31 protein-coding genes and 2 pseudogenes are annotated in these 25,113 nt (G+C 57.4%); 14 read left to right on the top strand and 19 right to left on the bottom strand.

All coding sequences use genetic code 11. The features are described 5' to 3' along the window. Positions 1 to 94 precede the first annotated feature (94 nt). Positions 95 to 1,327: an MFS transporter gene (locus tag AAEO81_RS07780; RefSeq protein WP_341962688.1), complete on the top strand. Its 1,233-nt coding sequence runs from the start codon at positions 95 to 97 to the stop codon at positions 1,325 to 1,327. 60 nt (positions 1,328 to 1,387) lie between these two features. Further along, a complete protein-coding gene (locus AAEO81_RS07775; protein ID WP_341962687.1) occupies positions 1,388 to 2,230 on the top strand; it encodes a galactosyltransferase-related protein in 843 nt (280 codons plus the stop codon). Here AAEO81_RS07775 and AAEO81_RS07770 read toward each other — a convergent pair. The 3 genes from AAEO81_RS07770 to AAEO81_RS07760 all read right to left on the bottom strand — a co-directional run bounded on the left by AAEO81_RS07770 (position 2,211) and on the right by AAEO81_RS07760 (position 4,992). Beyond that, positions 2,211 to 3,251 (bottom strand): hypothetical protein, encoded by a 1,041-nt coding sequence (locus AAEO81_RS07770; RefSeq protein WP_341962686.1) that lies wholly within the window; start codon positions 3,249 to 3,251, stop codon positions 2,211 to 2,213. The genes AAEO81_RS07775 and AAEO81_RS07770 overlap by 20 nt on opposite strands. Next, a complete protein-coding gene (locus AAEO81_RS07765; RefSeq protein WP_341962685.1) occupies positions 3,244 to 4,341 on the bottom strand; it encodes a glycosyltransferase family 4 protein in 1,098 nt (365 codons plus the stop codon). The genes AAEO81_RS07770 and AAEO81_RS07765 overlap by 8 nt, the downstream gene beginning before the upstream one ends. A 120-nt stretch (positions 4,342 to 4,461) precedes the next feature. Next, on the bottom strand, positions 4,462 to 4,992 hold the full coding sequence (locus AAEO81_RS07760) for a cytochrome b (protein ID WP_341962683.1): 531 nt from the start codon (positions 4,990 to 4,992) through the stop codon (positions 4,462 to 4,464). 222 nt (positions 4,993 to 5,214) lie between these two features. Between AAEO81_RS07760 and AAEO81_RS07755 the strand changes: the two genes are divergently transcribed. Together AAEO81_RS07755 and AAEO81_RS07750 are read left to right on the top strand one after the other, a co-directional pair. Next, complete coding sequence (locus AAEO81_RS07755; RefSeq protein ID WP_341962682.1) at positions 5,215 to 5,355, top strand: hypothetical protein; 141 nt, start codon at positions 5,215 to 5,217, stop codon at positions 5,353 to 5,355. Between the two features lie 91 nt (positions 5,356 to 5,446). Continuing rightward, entirely contained in the window at positions 5,447 to 5,746 is a 300-nt protein-coding gene (locus AAEO81_RS07750; protein WP_341962680.1) for an RcnB family protein, read from the top strand. A 141-nt stretch (positions 5,747 to 5,887) separates the two neighbouring features. Here the strand turns inward: AAEO81_RS07750 and AAEO81_RS07745 are convergent, their stop codons facing one another. The 3 genes from AAEO81_RS07745 to AAEO81_RS07735 all read right to left on the bottom strand — a co-directional run bounded on the left by AAEO81_RS07745 (position 5,888) and on the right by AAEO81_RS07735 (position 7,444). Next, positions 5,888 to 6,064, bottom strand: a complete 177-nt coding sequence (locus tag AAEO81_RS07745) for a hypothetical protein (RefSeq protein ID WP_341962679.1) — start codon at positions 6,062 to 6,064, stop codon at positions 5,888 to 5,890. Positions 6,065 to 6,131: 67 nt separating this feature from the next. Further along, a complete protein-coding gene (locus AAEO81_RS07740) occupies positions 6,132 to 7,034 on the bottom strand; it encodes a manganese catalase family protein (RefSeq protein ID WP_341964490.1) in 903 nt (300 codons plus the stop codon). Positions 7,035 to 7,279: 245 nt separating this feature from the next. After that, complete coding sequence (locus AAEO81_RS07735) at positions 7,280 to 7,444, bottom strand: hypothetical protein (RefSeq protein WP_341962678.1); 165 nt, start codon at positions 7,442 to 7,444, stop codon at positions 7,280 to 7,282. A 348-nt stretch (positions 7,445 to 7,792) separates the two neighbouring features. Here AAEO81_RS07735 and AAEO81_RS07730 point away from each other — a divergent pair, with 348 nt between their 5' ends. Continuing rightward, complete coding sequence (locus AAEO81_RS07730) at positions 7,793 to 8,308, top strand: DUF4142 domain-containing protein (protein WP_341964489.1); 516 nt, start codon at positions 7,793 to 7,795, stop codon at positions 8,306 to 8,308. A gap of 181 nt (positions 8,309 to 8,489) precedes the next feature. Here the strand turns inward: AAEO81_RS07730 and AAEO81_RS07725 are convergent, their stop codons facing one another. Both AAEO81_RS07725 and AAEO81_RS07720 read right to left on the bottom strand, forming a co-directional pair. Beyond that, positions 8,490 to 9,215, bottom strand: a complete 726-nt coding sequence (locus AAEO81_RS07725; protein WP_341964488.1) for a DUF72 domain-containing protein — start codon at positions 9,213 to 9,215, stop codon at positions 8,490 to 8,492. An 11-nt stretch (positions 9,216 to 9,226) separates the two neighbouring features. Further along, positions 9,227 to 9,343 (bottom strand): annotated as a pseudogene (locus AAEO81_RS07720) (DNA methylase); the annotation flags it as partial. Positions 9,344 to 9,560: 217 nt separating this feature from the next. On the opposite strand from AAEO81_RS07720, the gene AAEO81_RS07715 reads away from it, so the two are divergent. After that, positions 9,561 to 10,793 carry a zinc-dependent alcohol dehydrogenase gene (locus AAEO81_RS07715; RefSeq protein ID WP_341962676.1) on the top strand — a complete coding sequence of 411 codons (1,233 nt, stop codon included), beginning with the start codon at positions 9,561 to 9,563 and terminating at the stop codon, positions 10,791 to 10,793. Between the two features lie 19 nt (positions 10,794 to 10,812). Then, the gene (locus AAEO81_RS07710; protein ID WP_341962674.1) at positions 10,813 to 11,034 is read left to right on the top strand and encodes a PLD nuclease N-terminal domain-containing protein; all 222 of its coding nucleotides are present in this window, start codon (positions 10,813 to 10,815) and stop codon (positions 11,032 to 11,034) included. Positions 11,035 to 11,146: 112 nt separating this feature from the next. On the opposite strand, the gene AAEO81_RS07705 is transcribed toward AAEO81_RS07710, so the two are convergent. Continuing rightward, a complete protein-coding gene (locus AAEO81_RS07705; protein WP_341964487.1) occupies positions 11,147 to 11,524 on the bottom strand; it encodes a termination factor Rho in 378 nt (125 codons plus the stop codon). Between the two features lie 227 nt (positions 11,525 to 11,751). On the opposite strand from AAEO81_RS07705, the gene AAEO81_RS07700 reads away from it, so the two are divergent. The 3 genes from AAEO81_RS07700 to AAEO81_RS07690 all read left to right on the top strand — a co-directional run bounded on the left by AAEO81_RS07700 (position 11,752) and on the right by AAEO81_RS07690 (position 14,164). Continuing rightward, entirely contained in the window at positions 11,752 to 12,051 is a 300-nt protein-coding gene (locus tag AAEO81_RS07700) for a DUF6021 family protein (protein ID WP_341962673.1), read from the top strand. A gap of 348 nt (positions 12,052 to 12,399) precedes the next feature. After that, positions 12,400 to 12,948, top strand: coding sequence for a carboxymuconolactone decarboxylase family protein (locus tag AAEO81_RS07695; RefSeq protein WP_166596281.1), 549 nt, complete (start codon positions 12,400 to 12,402; stop codon positions 12,946 to 12,948). Between the two features lie 34 nt (positions 12,949 to 12,982). Beyond that, a complete protein-coding gene (locus tag AAEO81_RS07690) occupies positions 12,983 to 14,164 on the top strand; it encodes a HAMP domain-containing sensor histidine kinase (protein ID WP_341962670.1) in 1,182 nt (393 codons plus the stop codon). Between the two features lie 251 nt (positions 14,165 to 14,415). Here the strand turns inward: AAEO81_RS07690 and AAEO81_RS07685 are convergent, their stop codons facing one another. The 7 genes and pseudogenes from AAEO81_RS07685 to AAEO81_RS07655 form a co-directional block, all read right to left on the bottom strand. Next, positions 14,416 to 15,090: an HAD family hydrolase gene (locus AAEO81_RS07685; protein WP_341962668.1), complete on the bottom strand. Its 675-nt coding sequence runs from the start codon at positions 15,088 to 15,090 to the stop codon at positions 14,416 to 14,418. Between the two features lie 216 nt (positions 15,091 to 15,306). Further along, positions 15,307 to 15,411: pseudogene (locus AAEO81_RS07680) on the bottom strand (transcriptional regulator); the annotation flags it as partial. Between the two features lie 135 nt (positions 15,412 to 15,546). Then, the gene (locus tag AAEO81_RS07675) at positions 15,547 to 16,239 is read right to left on the bottom strand and encodes a type 1 glutamine amidotransferase domain-containing protein (protein WP_341962666.1); all 693 of its coding nucleotides are present in this window, start codon (positions 16,237 to 16,239) and stop codon (positions 15,547 to 15,549) included. Positions 16,240 to 16,452: 213 nt separating this feature from the next. Further along, entirely contained in the window at positions 16,453 to 17,211 is a 759-nt protein-coding gene (locus AAEO81_RS07670) for an amino acid ABC transporter ATP-binding protein (protein WP_341962664.1), read from the bottom strand. Continuing rightward, positions 17,208 to 17,858 (bottom strand): amino acid ABC transporter permease, encoded by a 651-nt coding sequence (locus AAEO81_RS07665; RefSeq protein WP_341962662.1) that lies wholly within the window; start codon positions 17,856 to 17,858, stop codon positions 17,208 to 17,210. The genes AAEO81_RS07670 and AAEO81_RS07665 overlap by 4 nt, the downstream gene beginning before the upstream one ends. Before the next feature lie 3 nt (positions 17,859 to 17,861). After that, the gene (locus AAEO81_RS07660; protein ID WP_341962660.1) at positions 17,862 to 18,686 is read right to left on the bottom strand and encodes a transporter substrate-binding domain-containing protein; all 825 of its coding nucleotides are present in this window, start codon (positions 18,684 to 18,686) and stop codon (positions 17,862 to 17,864) included. 103 nt (positions 18,687 to 18,789) lie between these two features. Further along, positions 18,790 to 19,941 carry a PLP-dependent aspartate aminotransferase family protein gene (locus AAEO81_RS07655; RefSeq protein ID WP_166596273.1) on the bottom strand — a complete coding sequence of 384 codons (1,152 nt, stop codon included), beginning with the start codon at positions 19,939 to 19,941 and terminating at the stop codon, positions 18,790 to 18,792. Positions 19,942 to 20,052: 111 nt separating this feature from the next. Here AAEO81_RS07655 and AAEO81_RS07650 point away from each other — a divergent pair, with 111 nt between their 5' ends. Beyond that, entirely contained in the window at positions 20,053 to 20,967 is a 915-nt protein-coding gene (locus tag AAEO81_RS07650) for a LysR substrate-binding domain-containing protein (protein ID WP_341962659.1), read from the top strand. A 279-nt stretch (positions 20,968 to 21,246) separates the two neighbouring features. Here AAEO81_RS07650 and AAEO81_RS07645 read toward each other — a convergent pair whose 3' ends face one another. Together AAEO81_RS07645 and AAEO81_RS07640 are read right to left on the bottom strand one after the other, a co-directional pair. Further along, on the bottom strand, positions 21,247 to 21,567 hold the full coding sequence (locus AAEO81_RS07645; RefSeq protein WP_341962658.1) for a hypothetical protein: 321 nt from the start codon (positions 21,565 to 21,567) through the stop codon (positions 21,247 to 21,249). 592 nt (positions 21,568 to 22,159) lie between these two features. After that, positions 22,160 to 22,282 (bottom strand): DUF2256 domain-containing protein, encoded by a 123-nt coding sequence (locus tag AAEO81_RS07640; protein ID WP_341962656.1) that lies wholly within the window; start codon positions 22,280 to 22,282, stop codon positions 22,160 to 22,162. Between AAEO81_RS07640 and AAEO81_RS07635 the strand changes: the two genes are divergently transcribed. After that, complete coding sequence (locus AAEO81_RS07635; protein ID WP_341964671.1) at positions 22,250 to 22,561, top strand: hypothetical protein; 312 nt, start codon at positions 22,250 to 22,252, stop codon at positions 22,559 to 22,561. The two genes, AAEO81_RS07640 and AAEO81_RS07635, sit on opposite strands and share 33 nt — an antisense overlap. 340 nt (positions 22,562 to 22,901) lie before the next feature. Beyond that, positions 22,902 to 23,558: a response regulator gene (locus AAEO81_RS07630; RefSeq protein ID WP_341962655.1), complete on the top strand. Its 657-nt coding sequence runs from the start codon at positions 22,902 to 22,904 to the stop codon at positions 23,556 to 23,558. A 25-nt stretch (positions 23,559 to 23,583) separates the two neighbouring features. On the opposite strand, the gene AAEO81_RS07625 is transcribed toward AAEO81_RS07630, so the two are convergent. Next, entirely contained in the window at positions 23,584 to 24,555 is a 972-nt protein-coding gene (locus tag AAEO81_RS07625; protein WP_341962653.1) for a DJ-1/PfpI family protein, read from the bottom strand. A gap of 276 nt (positions 24,556 to 24,831) precedes the next feature. On the opposite strand from AAEO81_RS07625, the gene AAEO81_RS07620 reads away from it, so the two are divergent. Beyond that, complete coding sequence (locus tag AAEO81_RS07620) at positions 24,832 to 25,074, top strand: DUF1272 domain-containing protein (RefSeq protein ID WP_341962651.1); 243 nt, start codon at positions 24,832 to 24,834, stop codon at positions 25,072 to 25,074. Positions 25,075 to 25,113: the final 39 nt, after the last annotated feature.

Raw genomic sequence — 25,113 nt, 5'->3', positions numbered from 1 at the left:
ACATCGTCAAGCGCGCCAGCAAGGGTGTTTTGTTGGGCGCTTTTCTACCATGATGGTGCACGTTGCTGTCCTCATTCCCGTGCCAGGCCCATCGATGACCTCCACAACTCCCGTCTTGACCCCGTTCAGTCGTTATCAAAAATTCGTGGTTGGCCTGCTGGCGACTCTGCAGTTCGCCGTCATCATCGACTTCATGCTCATGGCTCCGCTGGGGGCGATGATTTTGCCCGCACTGAGCATGTCCGCTCGCCAGTTCGGCATGGTGGTCAGCGCCTACGCGTTCAGCGCCGGGTTGGCCGGGCTGGTCACCGCAGGCTTCGCTGACCGCTTCGACCGCAAGAAACTGCTGCTGTTTTTCTACGCCGGATTCGTCATCGGCACGCTCTGGTGCGGCTTGGCCGCCAGCTTCGAAACCCTGCTGCTGGCGCGCATTGTCACGGGCATCTTCGCCGGGGTGATCGGCTCGACCGTGTTGGCGATTGCAGCCGACCTGTTTCCCCCCGAATCCCGTGGCCGGGTGATGGGAGTGCTGCAAACCGCGTTCGCCGCCAGCCAGGTCCTCGGTCTACCGGTCGGCCTGTACCTCGCCAACCACTGGGGCTGGCACGCGCCCTTCCTGCTGTTGGCCGCAATGGGCGCGGCCGGTGGCGTGGTGATTCAACTGGCGATGCGCCCCGTGACCGATCACCTCGCGATCCGCCAGGAACACACCGCCTTTCGTCACCTGTTCAACACCTTGGCCGCGCCCAAGCATTGGGCAGCCTTCGCCGCCACCGCCCTGCTGACCACCGGCGGCTATATGTTGATGCCGTTCAGCAGCGCCTTCACGGTCAACAACCTGGGCATCGACATCGCCAGCCTGCCCTTCGTGTATCTGTTCACGGGCTTGAGCACCATCGTCACCGGTCCCTTGATCGGCCGCGCCGCCGATGCCTTCGGCAAGTTACGCGTGTTCTACGTCGGCAGCGCACTGACCATCATCATGGTGACGATCTACACACACCTCTCCAACGTGCCATTGCCGTGGGTGATCGTGGTCAACACCGTGCTGTTCGTGGGCATTTTTTCGAGGCTGATTCCCTTCCAGGCCATGGTCGCTGGCGTGCCCGATCCCTCTCATCGCGGCGCGTTCAACGCCGTGAGCGCTGCCATTCAACAGCTGTCGGGAGGCTTTGCCTCGATGCTCGCCGGACACATCGTCCTGATTGGCAGCGACGGCAAATTGCAGCATTTCGACTGGGTCGGCTACATCCTTTCAACGACCACGGTCGTGGCTGCGTACCTTGTCTGGCGGGTACAGCGGGATTTGTCGGCACGCAACGCGTGAGGATGACTGAACTGCGCGGGTGAGCGGCGATCAGTATCGTGTCGATCCTGAGAGGTGCGCATGAACGTAATCACGCTGGTGCACGGCCGAGGCACCCATCTGGCGAATCTGATCGAGGGTCTGGAATCGTCCAGCCTCGTCCCGGATGGCCTGTGGATCGTGCACATGAACGAGCCGCCCGGCGCCTTCAACAGTCACCGGTTTCCGATCCACACGTTGCAGGTGAATGAACCCGGCGGCCTGCCATTGGCCAAGGCGCGCAACAGCGTGATGGCCATTGACCCGGCAGCGTCATGGGTCTTTCTCGACGTGGACTGCATTCCCGCACACGACCTGGTGGCTGAGTACCAGGATGGGCTGGAGCGCGCCCCCGACGCGCTGCACATGGGCCAGGTGCGCTACCTGCCCGAGGGCGCCAATCGCTCCGGTTGGGATGAAGCGACGCTTTACGCGCGAGGCGTCGAACATCCGCTGGCGCAGTTTCGTGAGGGGCCAGGCAGCGCCCTTCCCTATCACTTGTTCTGGTCGCTGAATTTCGCCTGCCACGGCAGCACGTTCGGGCGCATTGGCGGTTTCGACGCGGGCTATACGGGCTATGGCGGCGAAGACACCGACTTCGCGTTCCGGGCACGCCAGGAAGGTGTGGCCCTGCTCGACAACCCGGCTACAGCGTTCCATCAATACCACCCGACGTACGACCCGCCGCTGAATCACTTCAAGGATATCGTCGCCAATGCGCGGCGCTTCTACAGCTGCTGGGGTGTCTGGCCCATGGAAGGCTGGTTGCGCGCCTTTCAGGATCAAGGCCTGCTGCGCTGGGACGATGAACGCGTCGAGATTATTCAGATGCCCTCCGCTGAGCAGGTGGCTCAGGCCCTGAACCCTAAACGCCTCGGCTTCTGATCACCCGTTCCAGGGTGCGCTCAATGAAACAGGCGGCACGTGCCGCAGCGTCTGCATCTGCCCAATCGCGCCAGCGTTCTGGATCAAGCTTGAGCGCTGCATTCAACATGTCGGGCCAATCCGTTGCGGGCGGCCATCCCTGTTCCAGCCCAATCGCCACCTTCAATTCATTGAGGCGCCGGGCCTGATGCCGTTGCTCTTCAAACGGGCGGTCTTCGGCAATGGCGACAAACCGGCAACCGAGGGACGCCGCCTCCCCCACCAGGCTATCGCTGGCGCTGCCGATGACGATTTCAGCGCTGCGCATTTCCTCCAGCGGATCAGGCACGGGGCCGAGCCAATGCAGGTTCGGGAGCAGCATGCCAGGCTTCAGACCGCCCGCGACTCGAAACGCTCGCTCGGGACATTGCCGCGCCACGGCCTCGATCAGCGCCGCCGACAAGCCGGTGCCGCCGTGCCCGGTGATGATCAGCACCTGGCCGCGCTCAGGGGAAGTGGAAGGGTTGCCCGCAAATCGCGAAAGCCAGCCGCTGTAGGTGGTTTTCTCGCGCACCCAATGTGGCGTATCGAGCGCTTCCATTGCCGCAGGATAAGGCGCCAACAACGCGCTCGCGCTTTCATAGGCCAGGCGGTGCGCCGCGTCGTCTCGGGCACCATGCTGACGGATGTAAACGACCGGGACCGAACACAGCCGCGCAAACAGCGCGACTTCGACTGACACATCCACTACCAGCAGGCAGGGCCAATTGTCGGCAAACCACTGAGCGAGCACTGCCATGCGCTCACGCACACCGTCGACGGCCAAGGGGGCGTAATGCAGCACGTCGAAGCGTTCGACCGTCATGCCTTCCGCCGTGTCGCCTGGCAGGTCCAACCGCTGCACGCCAGCGGGCAACTCGACAGGCAATTGTGAGCCGATCAGCGTCACCGGCACGTTCAGCGCCTCTGCGATGCGCGCCGCCCGCACGCCATGACCCGCGCCATGATGGTGGACGTAGTAGCCGATTTGGGGTTCAGGCATGGTGCGCGGCCACCTCGGCAAGTAAGGCTTCGTAGCGGTCCAGCATCAGGTCGTGATTCCACAAGGCCTCAGCCCGTGTCCGGCAGGCTGATCGCGATTTGCCGCGAGCAACCACCATGGCGTCGGCCAGCGCGACCACGTCATTGGGCGGCACCAGACAGCCCACTTCGTCGCTGATCAAATCAGCCATCGCGCCACGATTGAACGCAGCGACCGGCGTCCCGCAAGCCAGCGCCTCAGCGACTACCAGCCCGAACGGCTCGTCCCAGCACGGTGTCACCAGCGCCACCGCAGCGCTCGCCAATTCGAGCGCCAGTTCAGTGCGCTGCAAGTGGCCCAGGTACTCGACACCCGGCCCCAACCGGGGCTCGATCTGCTCCTTGAAATAACGCTCGTCCACCCGCTGCCCCGCCAGTCGCAAAGGGATGCCGGCTTTACGCGCCGCATCAATGGCCAAATGCGCGCCCTTGTCAGGCACCAATCGACCCGACCACAGCGCGTGCTCGCCCACCACGCCCGCAGGCCGCCAGTGTTGCAAATCGATGCCGTTGGGGATCAGCGCGCACTGCGAGACCACATCACGCCAGCTGCGCGCATTCGCGGCCGACATCGTGCTGAAACGACCGGTCTGGCGATCACCACTCAATGCATTGATCATTTCGAAAAACGGCGGCGTGTGAAGGACCGTCAGCATCGGCGTGCGAATCAACGACGCCATGGTCACCGGCACGTAATGCAGGCTGTTGTTGAAGATCACGTCGAAGCCGTAATCGTCGATCTTTTGCATCACCTTCAGGTAGGCATGATGCTCGGCGACGTAGGCGCTGCTCAGGCTGGGATGGCGGCACTGCTCCTCATCCGTAACGGCCACTGCCTCCAGCTCAGGCGCGCTGCCGCCTTTGGCGAACAGGGTTACAGCATGGCCCCGTGCACGCAAACCGAGGGTCACGTCGTGGGTGAACGCCTCCAGCCCGCCCGCAAAAGGCTGGCGTATGGGAAATTTGATGTGGGTGAGAATGCCGATGCGCAGAGGCCGATGCCCGCCTGCGGAGGGTACAAGGGGAATCTTTGCCTGATCACTGCGCCACATGCCACGCCTCCTGATGATTATTGATTCAGGCGACGCAGAACGGGATTGGTTCCACGGGAATGCTGCCCGGGATCAGTGCAAGAGCCGCACCCCCCGCAGCTCCGGCTAAAACGTTGAGCATCAGGGGCGACGCTGAGGTGGCAGCATCCGGTCCAGAAGACCATCCCGGCGCACCGCGACATGCCAGACCGTCCCTGCCACGTGCAGGATAATCAGCCCATAGACCGCGAACTGACACCACACATGCACCGTGTCGCCGAACTTGGCCAGCGGCTCGTTATGGGCAAAACCGGGCAGCGAAAGGATTCTGAAAAACGGCACATCCTGCCCGTTGCCCGCCATCAGATAACCCGTGACCGGCATGACCAATAACACGACGTACAGCAAACCGTGGGTGAGCCCCGCGAGCATCCGGGTGACGCGTTGGATGTCATCTGGATAAGCGGGCGCGCGATGCCGCCAACGCCAGGTGAGGCGAATCAACACCATGAGAAACACGCTGATGCCCATCGACTCATGGGCCATGTACCAGAACACCCGCACCGGCCCCGGCGGAAAATTCTCCGCGACCCAGACAAATGGCAGCAGGAAACATAAGGCCGCAACAGTCAGCCAGTGCAGGGCCTGAGCGACACCGGTGTATCGGTCCATGAGAGGTCTCGTCATGCGGAGTGGTAGAAGCGCCTAGGTTAGCTCACTGCCACTTTTTACCCGACGAAAAAAACCCGAGAATTCACACTTTCGTGGCGATCCGGTGATCTTTTGCTCGGAACGATACCGCGCTGAGTCGATCAACTTTATTGACTGACTGAACACCAGGACTTCCTGACTACGTTCGAGTATTCCTGCATCCGATCAGGTGGAGCACACATCATGCAAACCATGGATGACTTTAAAAATTCCAGAGCTGTGGCCAGCTTCATTTCCCGCCCAAGGCTGATGTTGGGAATGGTGATTTTCTGCGTCGGCGTGACCCTGTTGATGGTCGACGCCGCCTCAACTCTGTACCGCTAACCCCTGCTGTGTCCTGTCGCCCACTTTCAATGTGGGAGCACGGACACTCAGCGCTCACCTCTTCAAAATGTACTCACCAAAGGAATCACTTATGCCGTCCAAACAACCCATCGCTGCTTTGGCTCTCACCCTGTTTTGCGCAGTTTCGAGCGTTTCTTACGCGGATGATGATCCTAGCGTTACGCTGAATCGTCCTGGAACCGGGGACAGGGAATACAAAGTTGGCGATCCCGTGCCCGATGAGTACCAGCGTGAAAGTATGGAGGTCAAAGACTGGAAAAGCCGGCACCTGAAAGCGCCATCCGAACACGAGCAATGGGTGCAGATCAAAGGCAAATATGCGTTGATCAGTGTCCCTACGGGCACCATCAAGGAGATGGTGGACAAATGACGAGATGGCACGCAAGCACGCGTTTCCAACGCGTCTTCGTGTGGCGACTGAGCTGAGTGGGCGGACTTGCAGCGTTTTACAACGAGGCTCGCTCAGCAAAAAAAGCCCGTGCATGACACGGGCAAAAACGCTTGGCTCAGGCTACGACCGGCCAGGCAATCCTCGTTTGAAGCGGTGAACAAATAGCGCGGTGTGCAGGCCACGCACACTGGCGTTTGCCTGAGATTCAAAACTGCGAACGCAGCGACCCAGTTCGCTGGATATGAGCGCTTCTACACTTTGATCTTTGATGGATGAACTTCCAGATTCAATGGCCATGATTTTTTCCTGATCGAAGCAGTCAAGAGGCCGGCAGCAACCACTGCTGCTGCCGCCGTTTCAGTGCTTATAGCGCTGGATCGATATCTTTCTCAGATCCCTGACCCAAGCCAGAACCCAGATCCGCACCTGTTACAGGGTCAGAGGCCAGATCAGACTTGGTACGCTCCTTGAGCATCGTCAGGGTCACCGAATCATCTTCACTGAGCTCAACCGTCGCCGTGCCATCCCCACCATCGACCGCTGGATGGGGGTTCTCGACATACTCGAATTCTGCATCGCTGTTCCAGGGCCCGCGCACATTCGGCTCGCCGTTGGACATGCTGAAGTAGGTGCGGCTGAATTCAGGCATGCCGGGGAGCTTGCCCTGCGGAAAGTTCGGCTGAATCGAATGCAGCGCTTTTTCAAACGACAGCTGGTGGGCGATTTCCCGCGTCATCAAAAAGCCCAGCGCTTCTTTGATGCCCGGATCGGTGGTGACGTTGATCAATCGTTCATAGACGATCTTCGCCCGCGCCTCGGCTGCGATGTTGGAGCGAAAGTCTGCGGTGGGTTCACCGATGGTATCGATGTACGCCGCTGTCCAGGGCACCCCTGCGGAGTTCACCAGCGGCGCGCCTCCACCGTACAGCAAGCTGGTGATGTGCGAGTCGTTGCCAGCACCATTGATATCCCGATAGAGCTCACCCTCAGCCTGGACGCCCTCGGCCAGCTTGCCTTTGCCGCCCTTGTTCAGCATCACAATAATGGAGCCGATGATTTCAAGGTGACTGAGCTCTTCAGTGGCGATGTCCAGCAACAGATCCTTACGGCCTGGATCTTCTTCCGCTAACGCCTGTGTGAAATATCGCGCCGCAGCGGCCAATTCGCCCTGAGCGCCGCCAAATTGCTCCAGCAGCAGGTTGGCCAAACCAGGGTTAGGTTCAGCAACACGTACCGTATATTGAAGTCGCTTGTTATGTAAGAACATGATATTTCTCCCATCCATAGCTTTTTAGCGAAAAAGATCTTTCGATTCAAAATCGCTCACGGTTTTTTTTGTAAATCTACATCGGGCAACGCTTACAACGCATAACGAGGACTCGCATCCCAATTAGCAATCCATCGAAAATAACAGTCTCTATCGACCAGCGGCGGTAGACTCTGCACCTCACTATCGACATCCATCCAAACAGACCGCTATTTACTTAATCACTGTCAATCTGATTGGATAGTTCAGTAAGTTGCAAAGTGCTTAGTTGCGGGTGGGACTGTAATTAAGATCATTTTTGTCAGGTTGGCGGCTTGATTCCGGCCCTTCTCAACAATGGCCGAAAGCGTTTCGAAAGCTGCTTTTTCTTCCGCCAGCGTCTCGGCTAAAAGGCTCGCCGCCTCAGTCATTCAGGGTTGCTCTGCCATGTCGATCGCCGTAGCCTGGTGATCTGCATTTCCGCGCCATAGACGTCGGAAAGTTCATGAATAAACAGATCATCCACAATGGTTACAGCCATGACTAAGTCCTCTTACTGAATGTCGTTGTGAAAAAGAGCCGCGATGAGTCCTGCGCCCTGTTAATTAATCGACCCGACACAAACGACGGACGTTCTGGAAACTAAAGGTGTTACCGACCAGTGGTTAAAAGTGCCCTATAAACCTACCATTGAGGAAATAGGGTGAACGTTCGTGATGGCCATCACTCACAAGCGCATGGGCGCTCATGCCCATCATGGAATGGTGAGGAAAATAAAAATGGCGAACATACTGAATACTTGCGCACTGACTCTGCTGATCGGATTGGGCACGCAAGGCGCCTTCGCAGCGCAGGACAACGATGATTTTGTGGAAGACGCTTCCGCCAAAGGCGTAGCCGAGGTGGAGGCTGGCAAGCTGGCACAGGAGAAAGGAAGCGCTGCGGATGTAAAAAGCTTTGCGGACATGATGGTCAAAGACCATACCGCCGCGAACGCCAAGCTCAAGTCCATTGCTGACAAGAAAAACCTTGAGGTCTCTGACAGTGCCGAGCTGGTCGACAAAGCAAAGGCGATGATCCTGGAACTGCGTAGCGCCAAGTCGTTCGATCAGGCTTATGCCAATAACCAGGTCAAGGCCCACGAAGCGACGATTGCCCTGTTCGAAGAGGAATCTTCCAACGGCAAGGATGCAGATCTGAAAGCCTTCGCTACTGAAACCCTACCAAAGTTGAAAGCCCATCTGGAGCATGCCAAGGCCTTGGCAAAAGCTCATGGTGGTGATGCCGCGAACTGAGACCCGATGCGCCGCCCTCTCAAGCACGGCGCATTTACTCAACGTAGAAAAGTGATTTTGCCATGTTCCCTTGTTGGATCGACTTGGTTAGTCAGGTCACCAAGGGAGGAGCGTCGATGCGCTACCTCGGCACCTGAGGCTCAACCATCATGGTGGATGCTCGCGACAACCTTTGCGGTTCTTACTCATTGCGGCCACCGATCTTCAGCAACCGCTGCATGAGCAGCGCGTTGCCAAGTGCGGCATCGCGAGCAGTATTGTCGAAAATACACCAGGTCGGCACGTCCTCCGCCATTGCCTCAATCCTCTTCGCAAGATGTTCAAGCCAAGCCGTCTCATAAGCGCTGTAGTAAATTCTAGGTGCCCCGTGCAGGCGCCAATAGCGAACTCCCGGCCAGCCACCAGGCTGCGCACCATTACTCAACCTGGCAGGATCAGCCGCCACCTGTCCTATGTGTTGCTCGACCAGTAACTGATGGGCGTTCACCCAGGACTCATGACGCGGCTCGATCACGACATACCCGGAAAAGCGAGCTCTCAGCGATTCGAAGAAGCGGCCTGCGACTCGGGCGTCGAATGAGAGTGAAGGTGGGAGCTGGATCAGCAGGCAGCCGAGCGCGCTACCCAGTGCAGCGATCTCCAACAAGAATTTATCAAGCAGCTCCGAGCAGTCCACGAGCCGGCTCTCATGGCTGATCGACTTAGGGATTTTCACTGAGAAGCGGAAATCGCTGCCTACGGATGCTGCCCACTTCGCGTAGGTTGCAGGCCTGTGTGGGCGGTAGAAGGAGCTGTTGATCTCTGCCGCGCCCAACCGTAATGCATAACGTTCCAGATGCGTACCTTCGCCTTCAAACTCAGGGGCGAATTCCCGTGCGAGCTTCCAGCCAGCGCACCCTACGTAAATGTCTGCGGTTTTCAGAACAGTACCTGTCGCGCGTCACGCATAAAGATCTCAACCGTCGTGGGGCCAATGACTTCGAATTCGTTGAGCCTGGACTCAAACTCGGATCGGTCTTTGCCGGCCTCAAGAACCTTGCGTGCTCGTCCTATGAGGCCCACCAAATCCTTGACCGACCTTCGGCTGAGCTGTTCTCGTTATATTCATTTGAACCGACGAACAGTCTTGAACGAAGGGTTTCATAGCCAGCTGATTTTTCTCACAAGGTCTCGGTTATCCGAAAGCGTGAACTTAACCGACGCGCTATAGCTCCGCTCTTTAGAGGCCACAATAAACAGCGGAGAAAACACAATGCGAGCGCTCACCTATCACGGTGCCCATGACGTCAAGGTAGACACTGTCCCCGACCCGATCATCGAGGCGCCAGATGACATCATCCTGCGAGTCACCGCCACGGCGATCTGCGGTTCCGACCTGCACCTGTATCGCGGCAAGATACCGACCGTGGAGCACGGCGATATCTTCGGCCATGAATTCATGGGCATCGTCGAAGAGACAGGCTCAGGCGTGACTGCCGTCCAACCGGGGGATCGCGTTGTAATCCCGTTTGTTATTGCCTGCGGAGACTGCTTCTTCTGCCAGCTGGATCTGTTCGCGGCCTGTGAAACGACTAATACCGGTCGTGGTGCGATCATGAACAAGAAAGCGATCCCACCGGGCGCGGCGCTGTTTGGCTTCAGCCATATGTATGGAGGAATTCCCGGTGGCCAGGCGGAGTACGTACGCGTGCCGAAAGCCAACACCGGGCCGTTCAAGGTTCCGGGCACATTGGCGGATGAGAAGGTTCTGTTCCTCTCGGACATCCTGCCCACTGCGTATCAGGCGGTCACCAACACCGGCATCGGCCAAGGCTCCAGCATCGCCATCTATGGCGCTGGCCCGGTCGGGCTCCTTTGCGCAGCGGTTGCCCGCATGCTCGGCGCCGAGCGCATCTTCATGGTCGACCACCACCCCTACCGGCTTGCTTACGCGCAGCAGACTTACAACGTGATCCCGGTCAATTTCGATGAAGACGACGACCCGGCTGACACCATCATCCGGCAAACCCCAGGCATGCGCGGAGTCGATGGCGTGGTCGACGCCGTCGGCTTTGAAGCCAAAGGCAGCACCACTGAAACCATACTTGCCACCCTGAAACTCGAAGGCAGCAGCGGCAAGGCGCTACGCCAATGTATCGCGGCAGTCAGGCGCGGAGGCACCGTCAGCGTGCCGGGCGTCTACTCCGGCTTCATTCACGGGTTCCTGTTTGGGGATGCGTTCGATAAGGGGCTGACATTCAAGATGGGGCAGACCCATGTTCAGCGTTTTCTGCCAGAGCTGCTTGAGCATATCGAACTGGGACACATCGCGCCTGAGGCGATCATCACTCACCGCATGTCATTGGAGCAGGCCGCTGAAGGCTACAAGATTTTCGACAAGAAGCAGGAAGACTGCCGCAAGGTCATTCTGACGCCTGGCGGAAACGACATCGTGGTGCCGGAACTTGAAACCGCTGCTCCATCAACAACTGTTCCCGCCGTCTGATCGGCATCGGAGGTCTGATATGGAACCATCATTACTGTGGGTCGCCATGGGCGTGATCCTGTTACTGATTGACCTCTGGGCAATCGCAAGCGTCTGGCGTACGACCAAATCGTCGAGCACAAAACTGGGCTGGGCGGTCGTGATCGTCGTACTACCGGTGATTGGGTTGGCGATATGGGGCATTGCGGGTCCACGAGGCGTCGCGCAGCCTCCGACCTCCAAAGAACACAGCAAAGGGTGATTCGCTATGGCGTCCGCTGAGGATCAATCTCAGCGGACAGCCCTACTGACTTGAATCAGGTTCAGCATGAACATCAGGCCTTGTCTTCCTTACGCTTGCGCCGACCAGAGCGTCATTTTTTCCGGAGCGCCTGGATTAACTCGGCTTTGGTCATTTTCGAGCGCCCAGACACATTGCGAGATCGCGCCTCTGTCATGAGGCTCGCTTTACTCTGACTTTCCAGCGATGACTCGGATTCTCGACCATGGCCGCTCCGAGTTTGCGCAGCCCTCTTACTCGAATCAGACTTGGCTTGGGCCTTGGCAGAAGCAGATGTCTTCTTACCTGAGCCCCCTGCTTTATCGCCTCCACCAGACTGCTTGTTCACGGTCGCCCAGGCACGGGCCTCCGCTTCGCCTTTGGGCGTGCCCTTAGCCTCGTAGCTTTCTTCAATACGTTTCGCTTTTCGTTTCTGCTCTTCGGTGTACTTATCTTTGCTTCCACGTGGCATCGCTGATCCCTCCGAGTCGAAATATCGAGGACGCGCGTTCGCGCCTATACCCATAAGAAAGTCGATTTTTCCAAGAAAGTTCATCGGATTTTTTTCCGTTCCAACGCGCCGCAAATCATCCTCGAACACCCATCGAGCCCCGCTCGTCGCTACCAGAGCACTTCTGCCACGCACTCCCCCTCTGAACGCTATACGCGGATGAACTGCGTTTAGAACGGAGAATTGCCATGTCAGTTGATAACAACGGGCCAGCCGCTGCGTATCCCGGCCCAGATGAAAAAGCGCCTGATACCGGGGAAGGTCATGACTCAGGCCTGGAGCCGAAGCAGGGTTCGCAGGAACGGCCAGCGGACTGGAATCCCCCACCGGGAAATCCCGGCTCAGATCAGGATGCCCAGACTCATCGTGGGAACGGTGGTGCGACAGGCGCACAGGATCTGGGCTTCGACCCCGACTCACCTGACGTGTCCGCCCCCCAGATTGATCCGCCACACCCCGCGCGCACGAGTAACGATCCTGCTCCATGACCCTGTGAATGCCCTCAAGGCTGATGTGCCATTTCTCAATCGACCATCAGCCCTTCAGCTCCAGCCAGCTTTTCCATCAGGGCAAATTTTCTGGTGGTCTGAAACCGGGTCTATCTAAACAGGTCAGGCTTTGCGCCATTCCACGTTTGTGATGCCCTGTTTCTCTGCTGCCGGAACCGGGCAAAGCCTCCTTATGCGCAGAAGCAATGCGCTCGTCCGATACGACCGCCATTACGTATCCACTCGCCATTTAATAACCACTGGGATAGCCTGTGACGCATCGCTCAAGCCTGGTGCAGCAATGCCGTGGTGGCAGTAGCTAAGCCTCCAATAGCAGCAAGGTTATTCATGCCATTCTCGACATTAAAAATACCGCACGAGTTTTCAGCGGAATCCGAGAAAGTTTTCGGAGAGTTCCAGCGTGGCATGGGCTTTCCAATGACGCCCAACTTCATGAAGATGCACGGGCACTCGCTGGCGGCGGCGAAGGGAACATGGGGCTTACTGCAAGGCGCGATGCTAAGCGGAAACCTGCCACGTGCGCTCAAAGAGATGCTTGTCGCGGCGGTATCACATGACCGCAAGTGCATGTACTGCGAAGCTGCGCATCTGGCGTGTTGCAGAAGCCTTGGAATCGACACCGCCACCCTTCAGGCCTTGGTCGAAAATATCGAGGACCTTACGCCGGAAAAGGTGCGGGACATCATCCTTTTTGCGGTGAAGTGTGCACGCAACCCACAAGGCATGACACAGGAGGATTATTCATCCCTGCACAGTCATGGCCTGAACGACGAAGACATCATGGAATTGATTTCAGTCATCGGCTTGGCCGTGTATTTGAACATCGTTGCGGACGCCACCGGTGTGGCACCCGACGACATGTTTTTCCAAATCTGATATGGAGATCAGGGAAGCCCTCACACGTCAAAGCTTGCTGCTGGAATTCATATCCGAGTGCGTGAGCTTACAGACCGTGCCGGAACTGACCAAGCTGGTCGCGGCGCGGCTGCACTGGATTTGCGATTACGACACCTGCACGACGTTACTCCCCGAGCCAGACGGTTTGTCGCTGTGGTCCCAGGATCGGAAAGTCTGCACCGCCGCGAAGATTGAAGATGAGTCTTGTCTGTCGAGCCACGGGACTGCGCTGAGAGACGCCATGGCCAAAGGCTCACCAACGGTCGCGTACTGCAATGACAGCGACAGGTTTGTGTTAGCCCTGCCTTTGGGATCAAGGACTGCTGTACACGGCGCCTTGTGCGTAGGCAGGGTCGGAAAAGGATTCTCCCAAGAGGATGTTCGCCATCTTCAACATGCGTGCAGCTCGGTCGGCGGGGCCTTGGCGCGTATCGCGGCGCTGGCAGCTGAGCGCACAGCCGAACACGCGATCAAACTGGTGGAATCTGAGCTCCGTGCAGCCGCCGAGGACCGGGTGCTCTTGGCTGAACAGATGGTTGGCATCGTGAGTCATGACTTGCGTAACCCGCTGTCGGCCATCCTCATGGGAACCAGCTTGATGGAAATGGGCGAGGCAAATCCCGCAAAAAAACAACGGTTACTGCAAAGCGTACAGAACGCCACGCGGCGGGCACAGCGCCTGGTTGAAGACCTACTCGACTTTACTCAGGCCCGCGTTGGCAAAGGACTGGCCGTCCAAATGGCTAACGTAGACCTGGACGAGCTTATGGCGTCGATTGTCGATGAGCTTCGGCTGAGCTTCCCGAACCTGGAGCATCATCTCCCTGATCATCCGTTGGGATCAGCCTGTCTCGACGCGGACCGTATTCATCAACTGCTTGGCAACCTGGTGGCCAACGCCACCCTGTACGGAACGCCGAGAAAGCCTGTCCATCTCAAATGCGAAATCAACGAAGGCGAACTCGTTTTCTCTGTCAGCAATGAAGGTGACCCGATTCCGCCAGCAATGCTCGCAGACATGTTCGAACCCATGATTCGAGGGCATCAAAATCAAAATGAGCAGCATGGTGTCGGGCTAGGCCTCTACATCGTTCGCGCAATCGCGCAAGGACATCAGGGGACCGTGGCTGTGACGTCTTGCGCAGAGAATGGGACCTGTTTTTCAGTGCATCTCTCGATCGGTCGCATGGCTTAAAGTCCGCGAGCGTCCGCTATGGGCTGTGAGCAGTCATTCATGAGCAACGACTTGCCTTTGAAGCCGTCCTATCAATGATCGGCAAGCTACCCAACACAGCGCACGCTGATCAACCCTTTGTAGAAGCCTGAGAATGCCAGTCCTACCTGCGAAGGTAAGACCGCCAGTGTCGGCTGAAACCGGGGCGACGCATTTAGCCCTCCGCGCTCTGATGATCAATAAGCCAGGTGCGTGTCACGGATACCCCAAACCTACGGACGTGATGCAACCTCGTCCATATGATGGAGCAAATCCAGCGGGTCTTCGTACACCCTCAATGCCCCTGCCCGCTCCAGCTCACTGATGTCATAGCCACCCGACAACAGACCGATGCCAGTGGCCTTGCAACGTCTGGCGGCGAGCATATCCCAGATGGCGTCGCCGATGACCAGGCACTCTTCAATGGGGACTTCCAGGCGTAGAGCGCCAGCGATGAACAGGTCGGGGTCAGGCTTGCCGTATTTCACGTCATCGCGAGTGATCAGTGAAACATCGTCCAGCTTCAAACCCAACGCCTTGAGGTTGATCGCTGCCGTCTCGCTACCGCCGCTGGTTGCGATGCACCACTTCGAGCCGCTCTGGTCGAGTGATTGGAGTAACTCAATGGCGCCCGGCAGCGCTGTAATCTGGTCCTGCAGCTCGCGGTACGCTTTGGCGTGAAGATCGCTGAGTCGTTTGGCCTGCTCGGCGGGAATCTCCAGGCCCGTTTCCCGAGCCAGCGACTTGAGCATCAGCCCTCCGCTCATGCCAATTTTTCGATGGATTCGCCACATTGCCAATGGGATTCCCTCGGCGTCCAGCGCTTGTTTCCAGGCTGCCACGTTCTGGTAAACGCTGTCTGTCAACGTGCCATCCAGGTCAAAAATGAAGGAGGTGGTAGGGCTCATGGTCATGCTCCGATGCGGTGGCGTGCGTACGTATTCGAGATCCCATGCATCCCGGCGTTCCGCGTTTCTTTGGCAATGGGAGTCGTCCAGCACGGATCCAACCCGGAGTTTTCAGGCTGCCCTAAACGACGCTGGTAGGGTCCATTCAAATGAGCCGCGATGAAAGAAAAAACAGACGGGATCATACTGGCGGCTGTACCACTCGCCGTATGATTTTCAAGCCAACCAGGACTCTACTTCTGCACCACCATACTCACTCTTCCACTGTTTCAGCGTTTTGTGATTTCCCCCCTTGGTTTCAAGGGTCTCGCCATTGTGAGGTTGAGCTCTTTTTCGGGATATCGTTCCCGCAATCACGCCATCCTGACAGTCGCTAAAAGGAATCAAGATAGTCGCGGATGAGAAGACGAATAGTAACTACCGCCCGCCCCCGGGGCGCAGGGTGGGCGGCATAAATCACGCTGAGACTTCGCTGGCTAGCCGCTTCAATAGCGCTTGAGCCGCTGCTTGTGATGAAGCGGGATTCTGTCCAGTGATGAGGTGTCCGTCTTCGACCACGTAACTTGCCCAATCAGCAGCCTTCGAGTATTGCCCACCTTTGGCCTTCAGCATGTCCTCGACGAGGAAGGGCACGATCTTCGTGAGCCCTACGGCCTCCTCTTCCGAATTAGTAAAGCCGGTGACGTTTTTGCCCTGCACCACAGGGTGACCATCAGGAGCATTGACGTTCTTCAATACACCCGGCGCGTGGCACACGGCGGCGATCGGTTTGTTGGCCGCATAAAACGCTTCGATCAGGGTAATGGAGTCGGTGTCTTCGGCCAAATCCCACAGCGGGCCATGGCCACCAGGGTAAAACACTGCATCGAAATCATAGGGGTCAACTTCGCCCAAGGGCACGGTATTGGCTAACAACCCCTGAGCCTCGCTATCGGCACGGAAACGTCGAGTGTGCTCGGTCTGGGCGTCCGGTTCATCACTTTTAGGGTCCAGCGGCGGCTGTCCACCCTTGGGAGAAGCCAGGGTAATTTCGGCCCCGGCATCCGCAAATGTGTAATACGGGGCTGCGAATTCCTCCAACCAGAAGCCCGTCTTCTTGCCGGTATCACCCAGCTGGTCGTGAGAAGTGAGGATCATGAGAATGTTCATACGCGCCTGTCTCCTTGCGATATGGGCAGTACTGAATCGCACCGCATAATTGTCAGAGACGTTCACCACGCAGACGTTCACGTCGAATGACCGCAGCTCGTTCGGCCGCGTCTGCTATGGCTCGAGGATATGCAAGGAGGCGACAGGTTCGGTCATGCTGCGCCAGCCACAACTCCACGTACGTCCCAAGCCTTGGTCCAGATAAAGTTGCGATCAATACCGGCGCAGGAACTGCTGAATGCGCTCGCCGCTTTCCTCACCGAAGAACGCTTCAGTGGAGCAATCCTTGACCACCACACCGTTTTCCATGAACACCACACGGTCCGCTGCCTCTCGAGCGAAACGCAGCTCGTGGGTGACCACCAGCATGGTCATGCCGCTGTTCGCCAGCTCGCGCATGACGCCTAGCACTTCGTCACGCAGCTCAGGGTCCAGGGCAGAAGTTGGCTCATCAAAGAAGATCACTTCAGGGTCCATGGATAACCCTCTTGCGATGGCGACACGCTGCTTCTGGCCACCCGAAAGTTTGGCGGGATAACTGTCCGCTTTGTCCGCGAGACCGACTTGATCCAACAAATGCCGCCCTCGTTCAAGCGCCTGTGCCTTTGAAACCTTTTTCACGCTGAGGAGCCCCTCCATGACGTTCTCAAGGGCCGTCATGTGCGGAAAAAGGTTGAATGACTGGAAGACCATGGCGGTCTTTTGCCTAAGTAGCGCCACTTGCTTGCGCGTTGCCCGGTCGAATCGACCGCTACGCGGAATTTCCACACGAAACCCGCAGACCTCCAGCGTCCCGGCGTCCGGTTTTTCCAGAAGGTTGAGAGAGCGCAGCAAGGTTGTTTTGCCTGATCCCGACGGACCGAGGATGACCACGACTTGGCCGGCCTGAACCTCAAGGTCAACGTTTTTGAGTACGGCCAGATCCCCAAATGACTTGCTCAGGCCAGTAACGCGTACAGTGCTTGTGTTCATCGCATGTGCCTCGTCCAACGGCCTTCCAGCCAGGTTTGCAGGATGGTCAACACCTGATTGATGAGCCAGTACATCGCGCCCACCATCAGGAACATTTCCATGTACCGGAAGGTGGAAGCACCGATCTGCTCAGCCACTCTGGTCATTTCCATGACCGTGATCGTGGAAGCAAGCGAGGTGTCCTTGATCAACGCGATGAGCCGACTGCCCATGGTGGGTAAGGCGATTCGAAACGCCTGCGGAATGATGATCCGGCGAAGACAGGTCCAGTAGCCCATGCTCATCGAACTGGCGGCCTCCCACTGCCCACTGTCGACCGCGATGATGCCGGCTCGAAAGGTTTCGCTCAGATAGGCCGCCGAGAACAGCGTCAGTGCGAGCAGGGCCGAAGGGATCGGAGTCATCACGATCCCGTAATGCGGCAAACCGAAATAGATCAACAGTATCTGCACCAACAGAGGCGTGCCGCGGAAGATCGAGACATAACTGAAGGCGATCATCCGAACCAGCCGCACCGGAGAAATCCGCATCAGGGCAATCATCAAACCCAAACCAGTACCTAGGACAAAGGCACCCAGGCCTAACCCAAGGGTCGTCACGATCGCCTTTTGCAGTAGGGGCAGCGCCCGTAGAAAGAGATCCCACATTATTTATTCCTCTGCCAGCTCAGCGAGAGCGGCCTTGATTCCACTGGTCATGTGATAATCCGGCCCGATCCACTCCTTGGCGACAGCGTCCACCGTGCCATCTGCAACCATCGACTCGATGGCTTTGCTGACCGCGTCGCGCAGACTGTCTCGACCCTTGGCCATGGCAGGAGCAGACAGCTGGTACGTCAGAGGCTCACCCACTGCCTTGATGGGCAGGTTATTGACCTTTTTGTACTTCTCTCCGCCGAACAATGAAGACAGCACTGCATCAACCCGTCCAATTGCCAGATCGTTGAACACCAGACCGCCGTTCTCATAGGCCCGGATGTCGGACGTGGTCATGTGCTTGCGGGCCCAGGATTCATTGCTGGTCCCCGACGTCACACCGATCGAGTGCGCTGGCATGTCCTTGATGCTATGGATGTCCTGATTGTCGTCGCGCACGAAGATGTAGAACTCTTCCACGCCATACGGGCTCGCGAAGTCGACCTGTTTTCTGCGTTCATCTGTGGGCGTCAGGTCGTTCATGACGAGATCGTATTTGTCGGCCTTCAAGCCTTCGACGAAGCTTTTGAAGCTGTCAGCGATGAACTCCACTTTCGCCACGCCAATGCGCTTGGCAACCTCTTTGGCGATGGCAACGTCGTAGCCTGCTGGCTTGTTGTCCTGCCCCAGATAACTCCAGGGTGGACTGGCTTGGGTGTTAGCGATACGAATAACGCCTCGCTCCCGCAGGGTTTGCAGGGAGTCGTCAGCCATGGCAACCGAGCCAATGCCGAAAGACATGATCATTGCCAATGCGAAACGAATGCCGTTCTGTTTCATTGTTATCCATCCTCATTTGAGTGTGCGGCCGCAGGGGCTCGCGGGAGTAACGGCAGAAAATTCTGGTCTGGCCGCCGCGTCTGAAGCGCAGCGTGCCTGTACGTCAACGTACCCGGGCGTATGCCTCCAGGGCTTCGGCGAGGTCGGCGATCAACATCGACTCGTCTTCAAGACCGATCGAGATGCGCACGATGGGTTGATCTGTTGGTGAAAATTGCCGTGCCTGTTGCTGGGATGCCGGGTAGTAGGCAATCAGGCTGTGGGTACCGCCCCAACTCGCGCCGATGGGGAACCGTTGCAGGGCATTGAAAAATGCGCCGAAGGCACTTTCGTCGGCAGCTGGTTCCAGGATGATCGAGAGCAAGCAGCCGCTGCCTTCGAACTGGTTCTTCCACAGGGTGTGACCCGGATCGCTTTCCAGCGCGGGGAAAAGTACTTGTCGTACTAGAGGCTGAGCCTCCAGCCAACGCGCCACTGCCAATGCCTTTCGGCTTTGCTCACGCAGCCGTAGCTCGAACGTCTGAAGCCCGCGCTGGACCAGGAAACAATCCTCAGGGCTGGTCGCCTGACCAAAGATGCTTTGGGTTTCCCGCAGCACCGCGTAGCGTTCCGGATCGTTGAGACTGACGGTTCCCATCAGCAGATCGGAATGACCGCCGAAGTACTTGGTCGCTGCTTGAACCACGAAATCCACGCCATGCTCGATGGCTTTGAAATAAAGAGGGCTTGCCCAGGTGTTGTCCATCATGGTCAGCACGCCGTGCTTTTTGGCGATGGCGGTGATTGCACCAATGTCCTGCATTTCCATGGTGACGGTGCCCGGAGCTTCCATGCAGATCATGCGGGTGTTCGTGCGGATCAATGCTTCAATTCCGGCGTCGATAGTCGGTGGATAGAACTCCACCTCAACACCAAGATGAGCCAGCCACTGGCGACCGAAAGTCTTGAGCGAGCCATAGCAGGAGTCCGAAATAAGCAGATGGTCGCCTGCACGAACGAAGCCCATGACAGTGGTAATCAGTGCAGACGCACCCGTCGGCATGATCACGCAGTGGCGGGCGTTTTCCAGATCAGCGACTTGACGCTCGAGCGCACGAGTGGTTGGCGTGCCGGTAATTCCATAGCTGTAGCCGTCCGGCTGTCGGCTCTTACGGCTGACGAAGTCTTCGAACGAATCGAACACTACGGTCGAACCGCGCCATACACCTGGAGAGAGGCTGGCATAAGGGCTGCCGGCAGGATCTACAAGTTTCATCTAGGTACGCCTTGTTGGGTCAGGGACAATGAATCCTATTGTTCAATAGACCTAACTGAGTGACTACACCTAGAATTATTAACTCAATAAGTAAAGGTTATAGGTTACTGCATGGGTGTCCGAGAAATTGAAGTCTTTCGAGTGGTCATGAACGCAGGAAGCACCAGCAAGGCTGCCAACATGCTCGGCATCTCCCAACCTGCCGTCAGCCAGGCGATTCGCAAACTCGAAACATCTGCCGGTCTCGCTTTCTTCCACCGGATTCGTGGCCGTCTGGTGCCCACGCAGGAGGCGCACGCGTTAATGGTGGACGTGGACAAACTCTTCATCGGGATGGATGCGATCGAACATCGGATCAAGACCTTGAAGCAGTTCGGCACGGACCGCCTCGCCATTGCCGTGCATCCGGCACTGGGTAATGCATTCATGCCGAGGGCTCTATCATCGTTCGATCTGGCAGGACGAGATATGAGGGTGTCGTTACGGGTGCTTAGCTCGCGGGAGGTGCATCAGGACGTGTCATCCGGTCAATGCGATTTTGGCCTGATGGCCGACGAGATGCCGGTCATGGGGTTGGAGCATTCGCCTTTTCTGGAATCGCCGGGTGTCATGGCCATGCCACCTGATCACCCGCTTGCAAAGCTGCCGGTGATCACTCCGAACGATATCGGCAACCACGACTTCATCGCACTCAATCCAGAAGACAGCAGCCGTCGGCGACTGGAAGCGGCGTTGGCCCCCTATGGCGTGACGCCGAATATCAGGATTGAAACGCCCTATGCCCATACCGTCTGCGAGATGGCGTTGCGCGGTATCGGGTTCGGTTTCGCCAATCCTGTCGCCGTCGTCGACTACATCGACCGTGGCTTGGTCATCCGGCCGTTTTCCCTGAAGGTGAACTTCACGAGCCTCTTGCTTTTCCGACCCGGAAAACCCTTGGCGGACAACGCGCGAAAGTTGATATCCGCGCTACGCATCCAACTGGCAAAGGATTTGAAGCTTGTGGAAAACCATATGAAAAAGTGAGGCTTCGGCGTCAAGGTTTAAGCGTGAGTGATTGCATGGACTTGACGAAACCCGTTGGGATGGCTATCCGAGCCGCTAACACTTTCAAATGGCCCAGGACGTCGAATCTGGATGCAGGCTGAAAACGCTTCGCGGTGGTCGGCGCACCGCTGGAGCGAGGCTTTTTTCCGGGTGAGTGAGATAGGCCTGACAAGATAACGCTGGGCCCAGGCGATCTCTGAAGACCATGCGGACATGGCTGACATGCGGACATGCGGACATGCGGACATGCGGACATGGCTAGGCGGACGTAATCGAAACGACCTCGATGTACTTGAATTTCTTGCGGGCCGCTTTAATCGCATCGAGCTCCGCCTGCAGCTTACTGAGCGTGTCGGCTTCGAAGACGAACATCTGGGTCTCGCCTTCAAATTCATTTCCGACTCGCAGGGTCACCTTGAGCTTGGGTACGAATGTCTGAGGTGGTTTACGTTTTTTCGCCGCTACGGGTGGGACGATAACGATCGACGACGGCTCTTCCGGCGCAGCTACCTGGGTCGGAGCTTCTGCGCCCCCAAACAAGGCCCTTCGCATCTCTTCTTCAGTCAACTCTGTATTCACGAATCTATGTCCTGTCGATGTGTTTTCAGGTGCTCCCGCACCGGGCAGCCCACTTGATCATTTTGTCTCAGTCACGATGGTTGAGACCTATCGCAGCACGACAGTTTCGCGACTCAATGCTCCCCTGCCTGAATGGCCAACACGCTCGATCCTTCATGCTGGGCGTTTGCCGGACAATCGTCAGCTTGGCCTTCCTTGAAGGTTCCTCTCGAGGCACCTCTCGAACAGTGTCGTGGAAGGTTACGACGTTGTGCGCACCTGTCGGGATAAAGTTTTGATCATTGAAGACCGTTTGCCGAGCTTGGTTAACGAATGTGCCGGTGTTTGGCGATTGGAGGTCTAACGATGGGCCGGGCCGTATGACCGAACCGCTGTTCATCTCACCTGAATTTCGTCCCGAGCGAAGATTTTCAGCCACTTGTAACGCGCTTCCGCGATCAGGCTCAGATCGATTTAAGAGGATAAACCCGCTTACGGCGGCGATGCATCCTGCTACTGCATAGGTGGCGAACCTCTGAATGCCACGCTTCTGTTGAGTTCTAAGAATTCGTTCCGGAGCATCACCGAAATCTGCTTTCATCCATGCACCTGTCTATTTCTTCCCGGCACGTCGGCAACGCTCCGAACAATACCGGACCTCGTCCCAATACCGCGCCCATTTTTTTCGCCAAACGAAAGGAAGTTGGCAGCAGATGCAGGTTTTGACCTCATCCAAGGTCCTGACTTATTGAGAAGAATGTCCAAACTTGTTGTTGATTCGTTTGGCAATGTCGAGATGATCTTCCTCCAAAGCAAAATGCCCGGTGTTGTAGTGAACTATTTCTGCGCTCGGCAGGATGTCCTTGACGGCGTCGGCGCCGCGTGGGGCTACTATTCATCCATCCAAAAGCGCTGCAAGGTTGGATGGCACCGATGGGTTGAGGTCACATTTGCGTTCACGTATGACGTCGCCATGATAAAGCTGCTGTTTTCTTACCGATGCCGTTTGGTCTGACGTATCTAGCCCGCAGCGTGACAGCTACTCGCAGTCATGGCACGGATGTACCACAAGCTCCGCAACGGACACTTGTCACTTTTTGACGTGAAAGTGGTTGTTCAAGAACGTTTTCAACCCACTGATCGCAAGCCCGCCACAAATCTTTTTTTCATGGTTTTATCTAAGCACAGCCTCCAGCCGGAACGCCATTTTTCAGATGGCAAGCATGGTTTCGGTCGGTCGCCACGCGGCGAAAATCCGTTGGCTCGTTCTACCGCCCCATCCCCGGACGATGCGAAAAACGGTCTTTTTCTGCAACCTCGGAGCATGAGCATTCCATTCTTATAAGGAGAAGGTCATGACCCTTCTACACGCCCCTCAACGTGATTTGGTGCAAGTGCGTGTCAGACCGCCATCGCCGGTGGTCTATATCGTTGACGATGACATTTCCGTGCGCGAGTCACTGGAGACGCTCATCTGCCTTGAAGGGTTCGAGGTGCGGAGTTTCGACTGCGCCCGGTCCTTTCTGGACTGTCCACACAAGCCGGAGCTGGGGTGCCTGCTGCTCGACAACACGCTTCCTAGCCTGACGGGCCTGGAGCTGCAGCGCTCACTCGTGATCGACAGACCGACGATGCCCATTGTGTTCATGTCCGGCAGAGAAGATGCGTCGACCATCGTGCAAGCGATGAAAGCCGGCGCGGTGGAATTCCTCACCAAGCCTCTGGACACGACCAGACTGTTGGAAGCGGTACAACTGGCCATCGCCAAAAGCCAGCTGTTGCTGGCTCAGGAACAACACAAAAATGCTCTGGAACAGCGCTACAAGGAACTGACCCGTCGCGAACGCGAGGTCCTGACGCGGGTGCTCAGAGGGCTGCTGAATCGTGAAATCGCTGTGGAACTGGGCATCAGTGAAATCACGGTCAAGGCCCATCGTGGCCAAGTCATGCGCAAGATGGAGGCTCGAACCCTTGCGGACCTGTTTCGGATGGCGAGCGACCTCGGGTTCTAGCGCGTTCGATGTCCGCGTATACCGATCACATCCAGGTCACACCCGCATTGATACCGAACCGGCTTCGCAACTGGCTGGGCGTAACGTGGAAGTGGCGGATGAACGCTCGGCGCATCCGCTGATCGTCACCAAATCCATAACGGGCGGCGATAGCGCCGAACGAATGATCGCTCTGTTCTACGGATTGCCGCGCGCCTTGAACGCGCAATAGCTCCACGACTTTCGAGGGAGTCAGATCGGTTCGCGCCTTGCAGGTCCGAATCAGCGTTCGCACGCTCATTCCTGCCTGCTGCGCCAACACCTCGACGCCCAACTCCTGGTCGAGATTATTGGCGATCCAGGCGAACAGCGAACCCAATTCTCCGCCCGCATCGGCAATCTGCCCCGAGAGCACGGTGCTAAATTGTGACTGACCGCCAGGGCGCTTGAGGAACACGACCAACTCACGGGCCACGCCGAGCGCTACTGGGGTGCCCAAGTCCTTCTCGATCAACGCCAGCGTGAGGTCCACCCCGGCGCTGACACCTGCTGATGACCAGAACGAGCCGTCATTGACCCAGATCCGGTCTCGTTCCAGTTCGACGTCGGGGAAGCGCTCGGCGAACTGATCGCAGTAGCGCCAGTGGGTGGCAGCCTTCAGCCCCTTGAGCAGCCCCGCCTCTGCCGCCAGAAACGCGCCGGTGCAGACGCTGGCCACACGCCTTGAGCGATTCGCGAGCGCCTGAACCGCACGCACCAGCCCGGGATCCTGAGCTGCGGTCGGAGCGTGAAAGCCTCCCGGCAGCACCAGCGTACCGATACTGCCGTACAGCGCATCGACCTTGACGCTGTCGAACGCCAGCCCCGGACAATCGCTCTCGACCCGCCCGCCATTCACTGACGCAATGATCACCTCGTACTGTCCTTCGCCTGCGACGGCGAAGGCTTGGGCAGGGCCTGCGACGTCGTAGGACGCCACCCCCGGATAGATCAAAAAGCAGACGCGATGACTTTTCATGACGTTGAAACACGGAAGGACTGGGCGGCGAATTCGGGCGGTGTCACAGATCGTCTCGTCTTAGTGGTGGCGGTGAGTGGCCGTCAATTTGTACTACAAAGCGCCTCGCCAAAGACACATCTGTTTACAACCTGCTCGCCTAATGAAGCGCTAGATGAAAACAGCATCAATCGACTGAATGGCGTTTTTTAGATTGTTTCAATACTCTATAAAGTGCTAAGTTCAACTCACCTTTGTGCTGATGCCTTCAGCCATGCGCCTTTCGAGGATCGCCCCATGCTCCAGATCCGCCCCAATTGCGAATGCTGCAACAAGGACCTCCTGCCCACGGCCACCGACGCTGTGATTTGTAGCTTTGAATGTACGTATTGCCTGGATTGCACGACCGGGAAATTCGCCGGTGTATGCCCGAACTGCGGCGGCGAACTGCTGCCACGACCCATTCGACCGGCGAGCATGCTCGAAAAACACCCTGCCTCGACCGAGCGCGTCTACCACCCGGAAAAGTGCGCGTCCTGAACCACCCCCTCGTTGCCTCTCGTCTTTGGAGAACCGTCA

Origin of the sequence: Pseudomonas sp. RC10 (assembly GCF_038397775.1) — a bacterium.
Taxonomy (GTDB): domain Bacteria; phylum Pseudomonadota; class Gammaproteobacteria; order Pseudomonadales; family Pseudomonadaceae; genus Aquipseudomonas; species Aquipseudomonas bambusae.
Note: the sequence above shows the minus strand (reverse complement) of the source record. Positions and strands in the feature narration are given on the sequence as shown.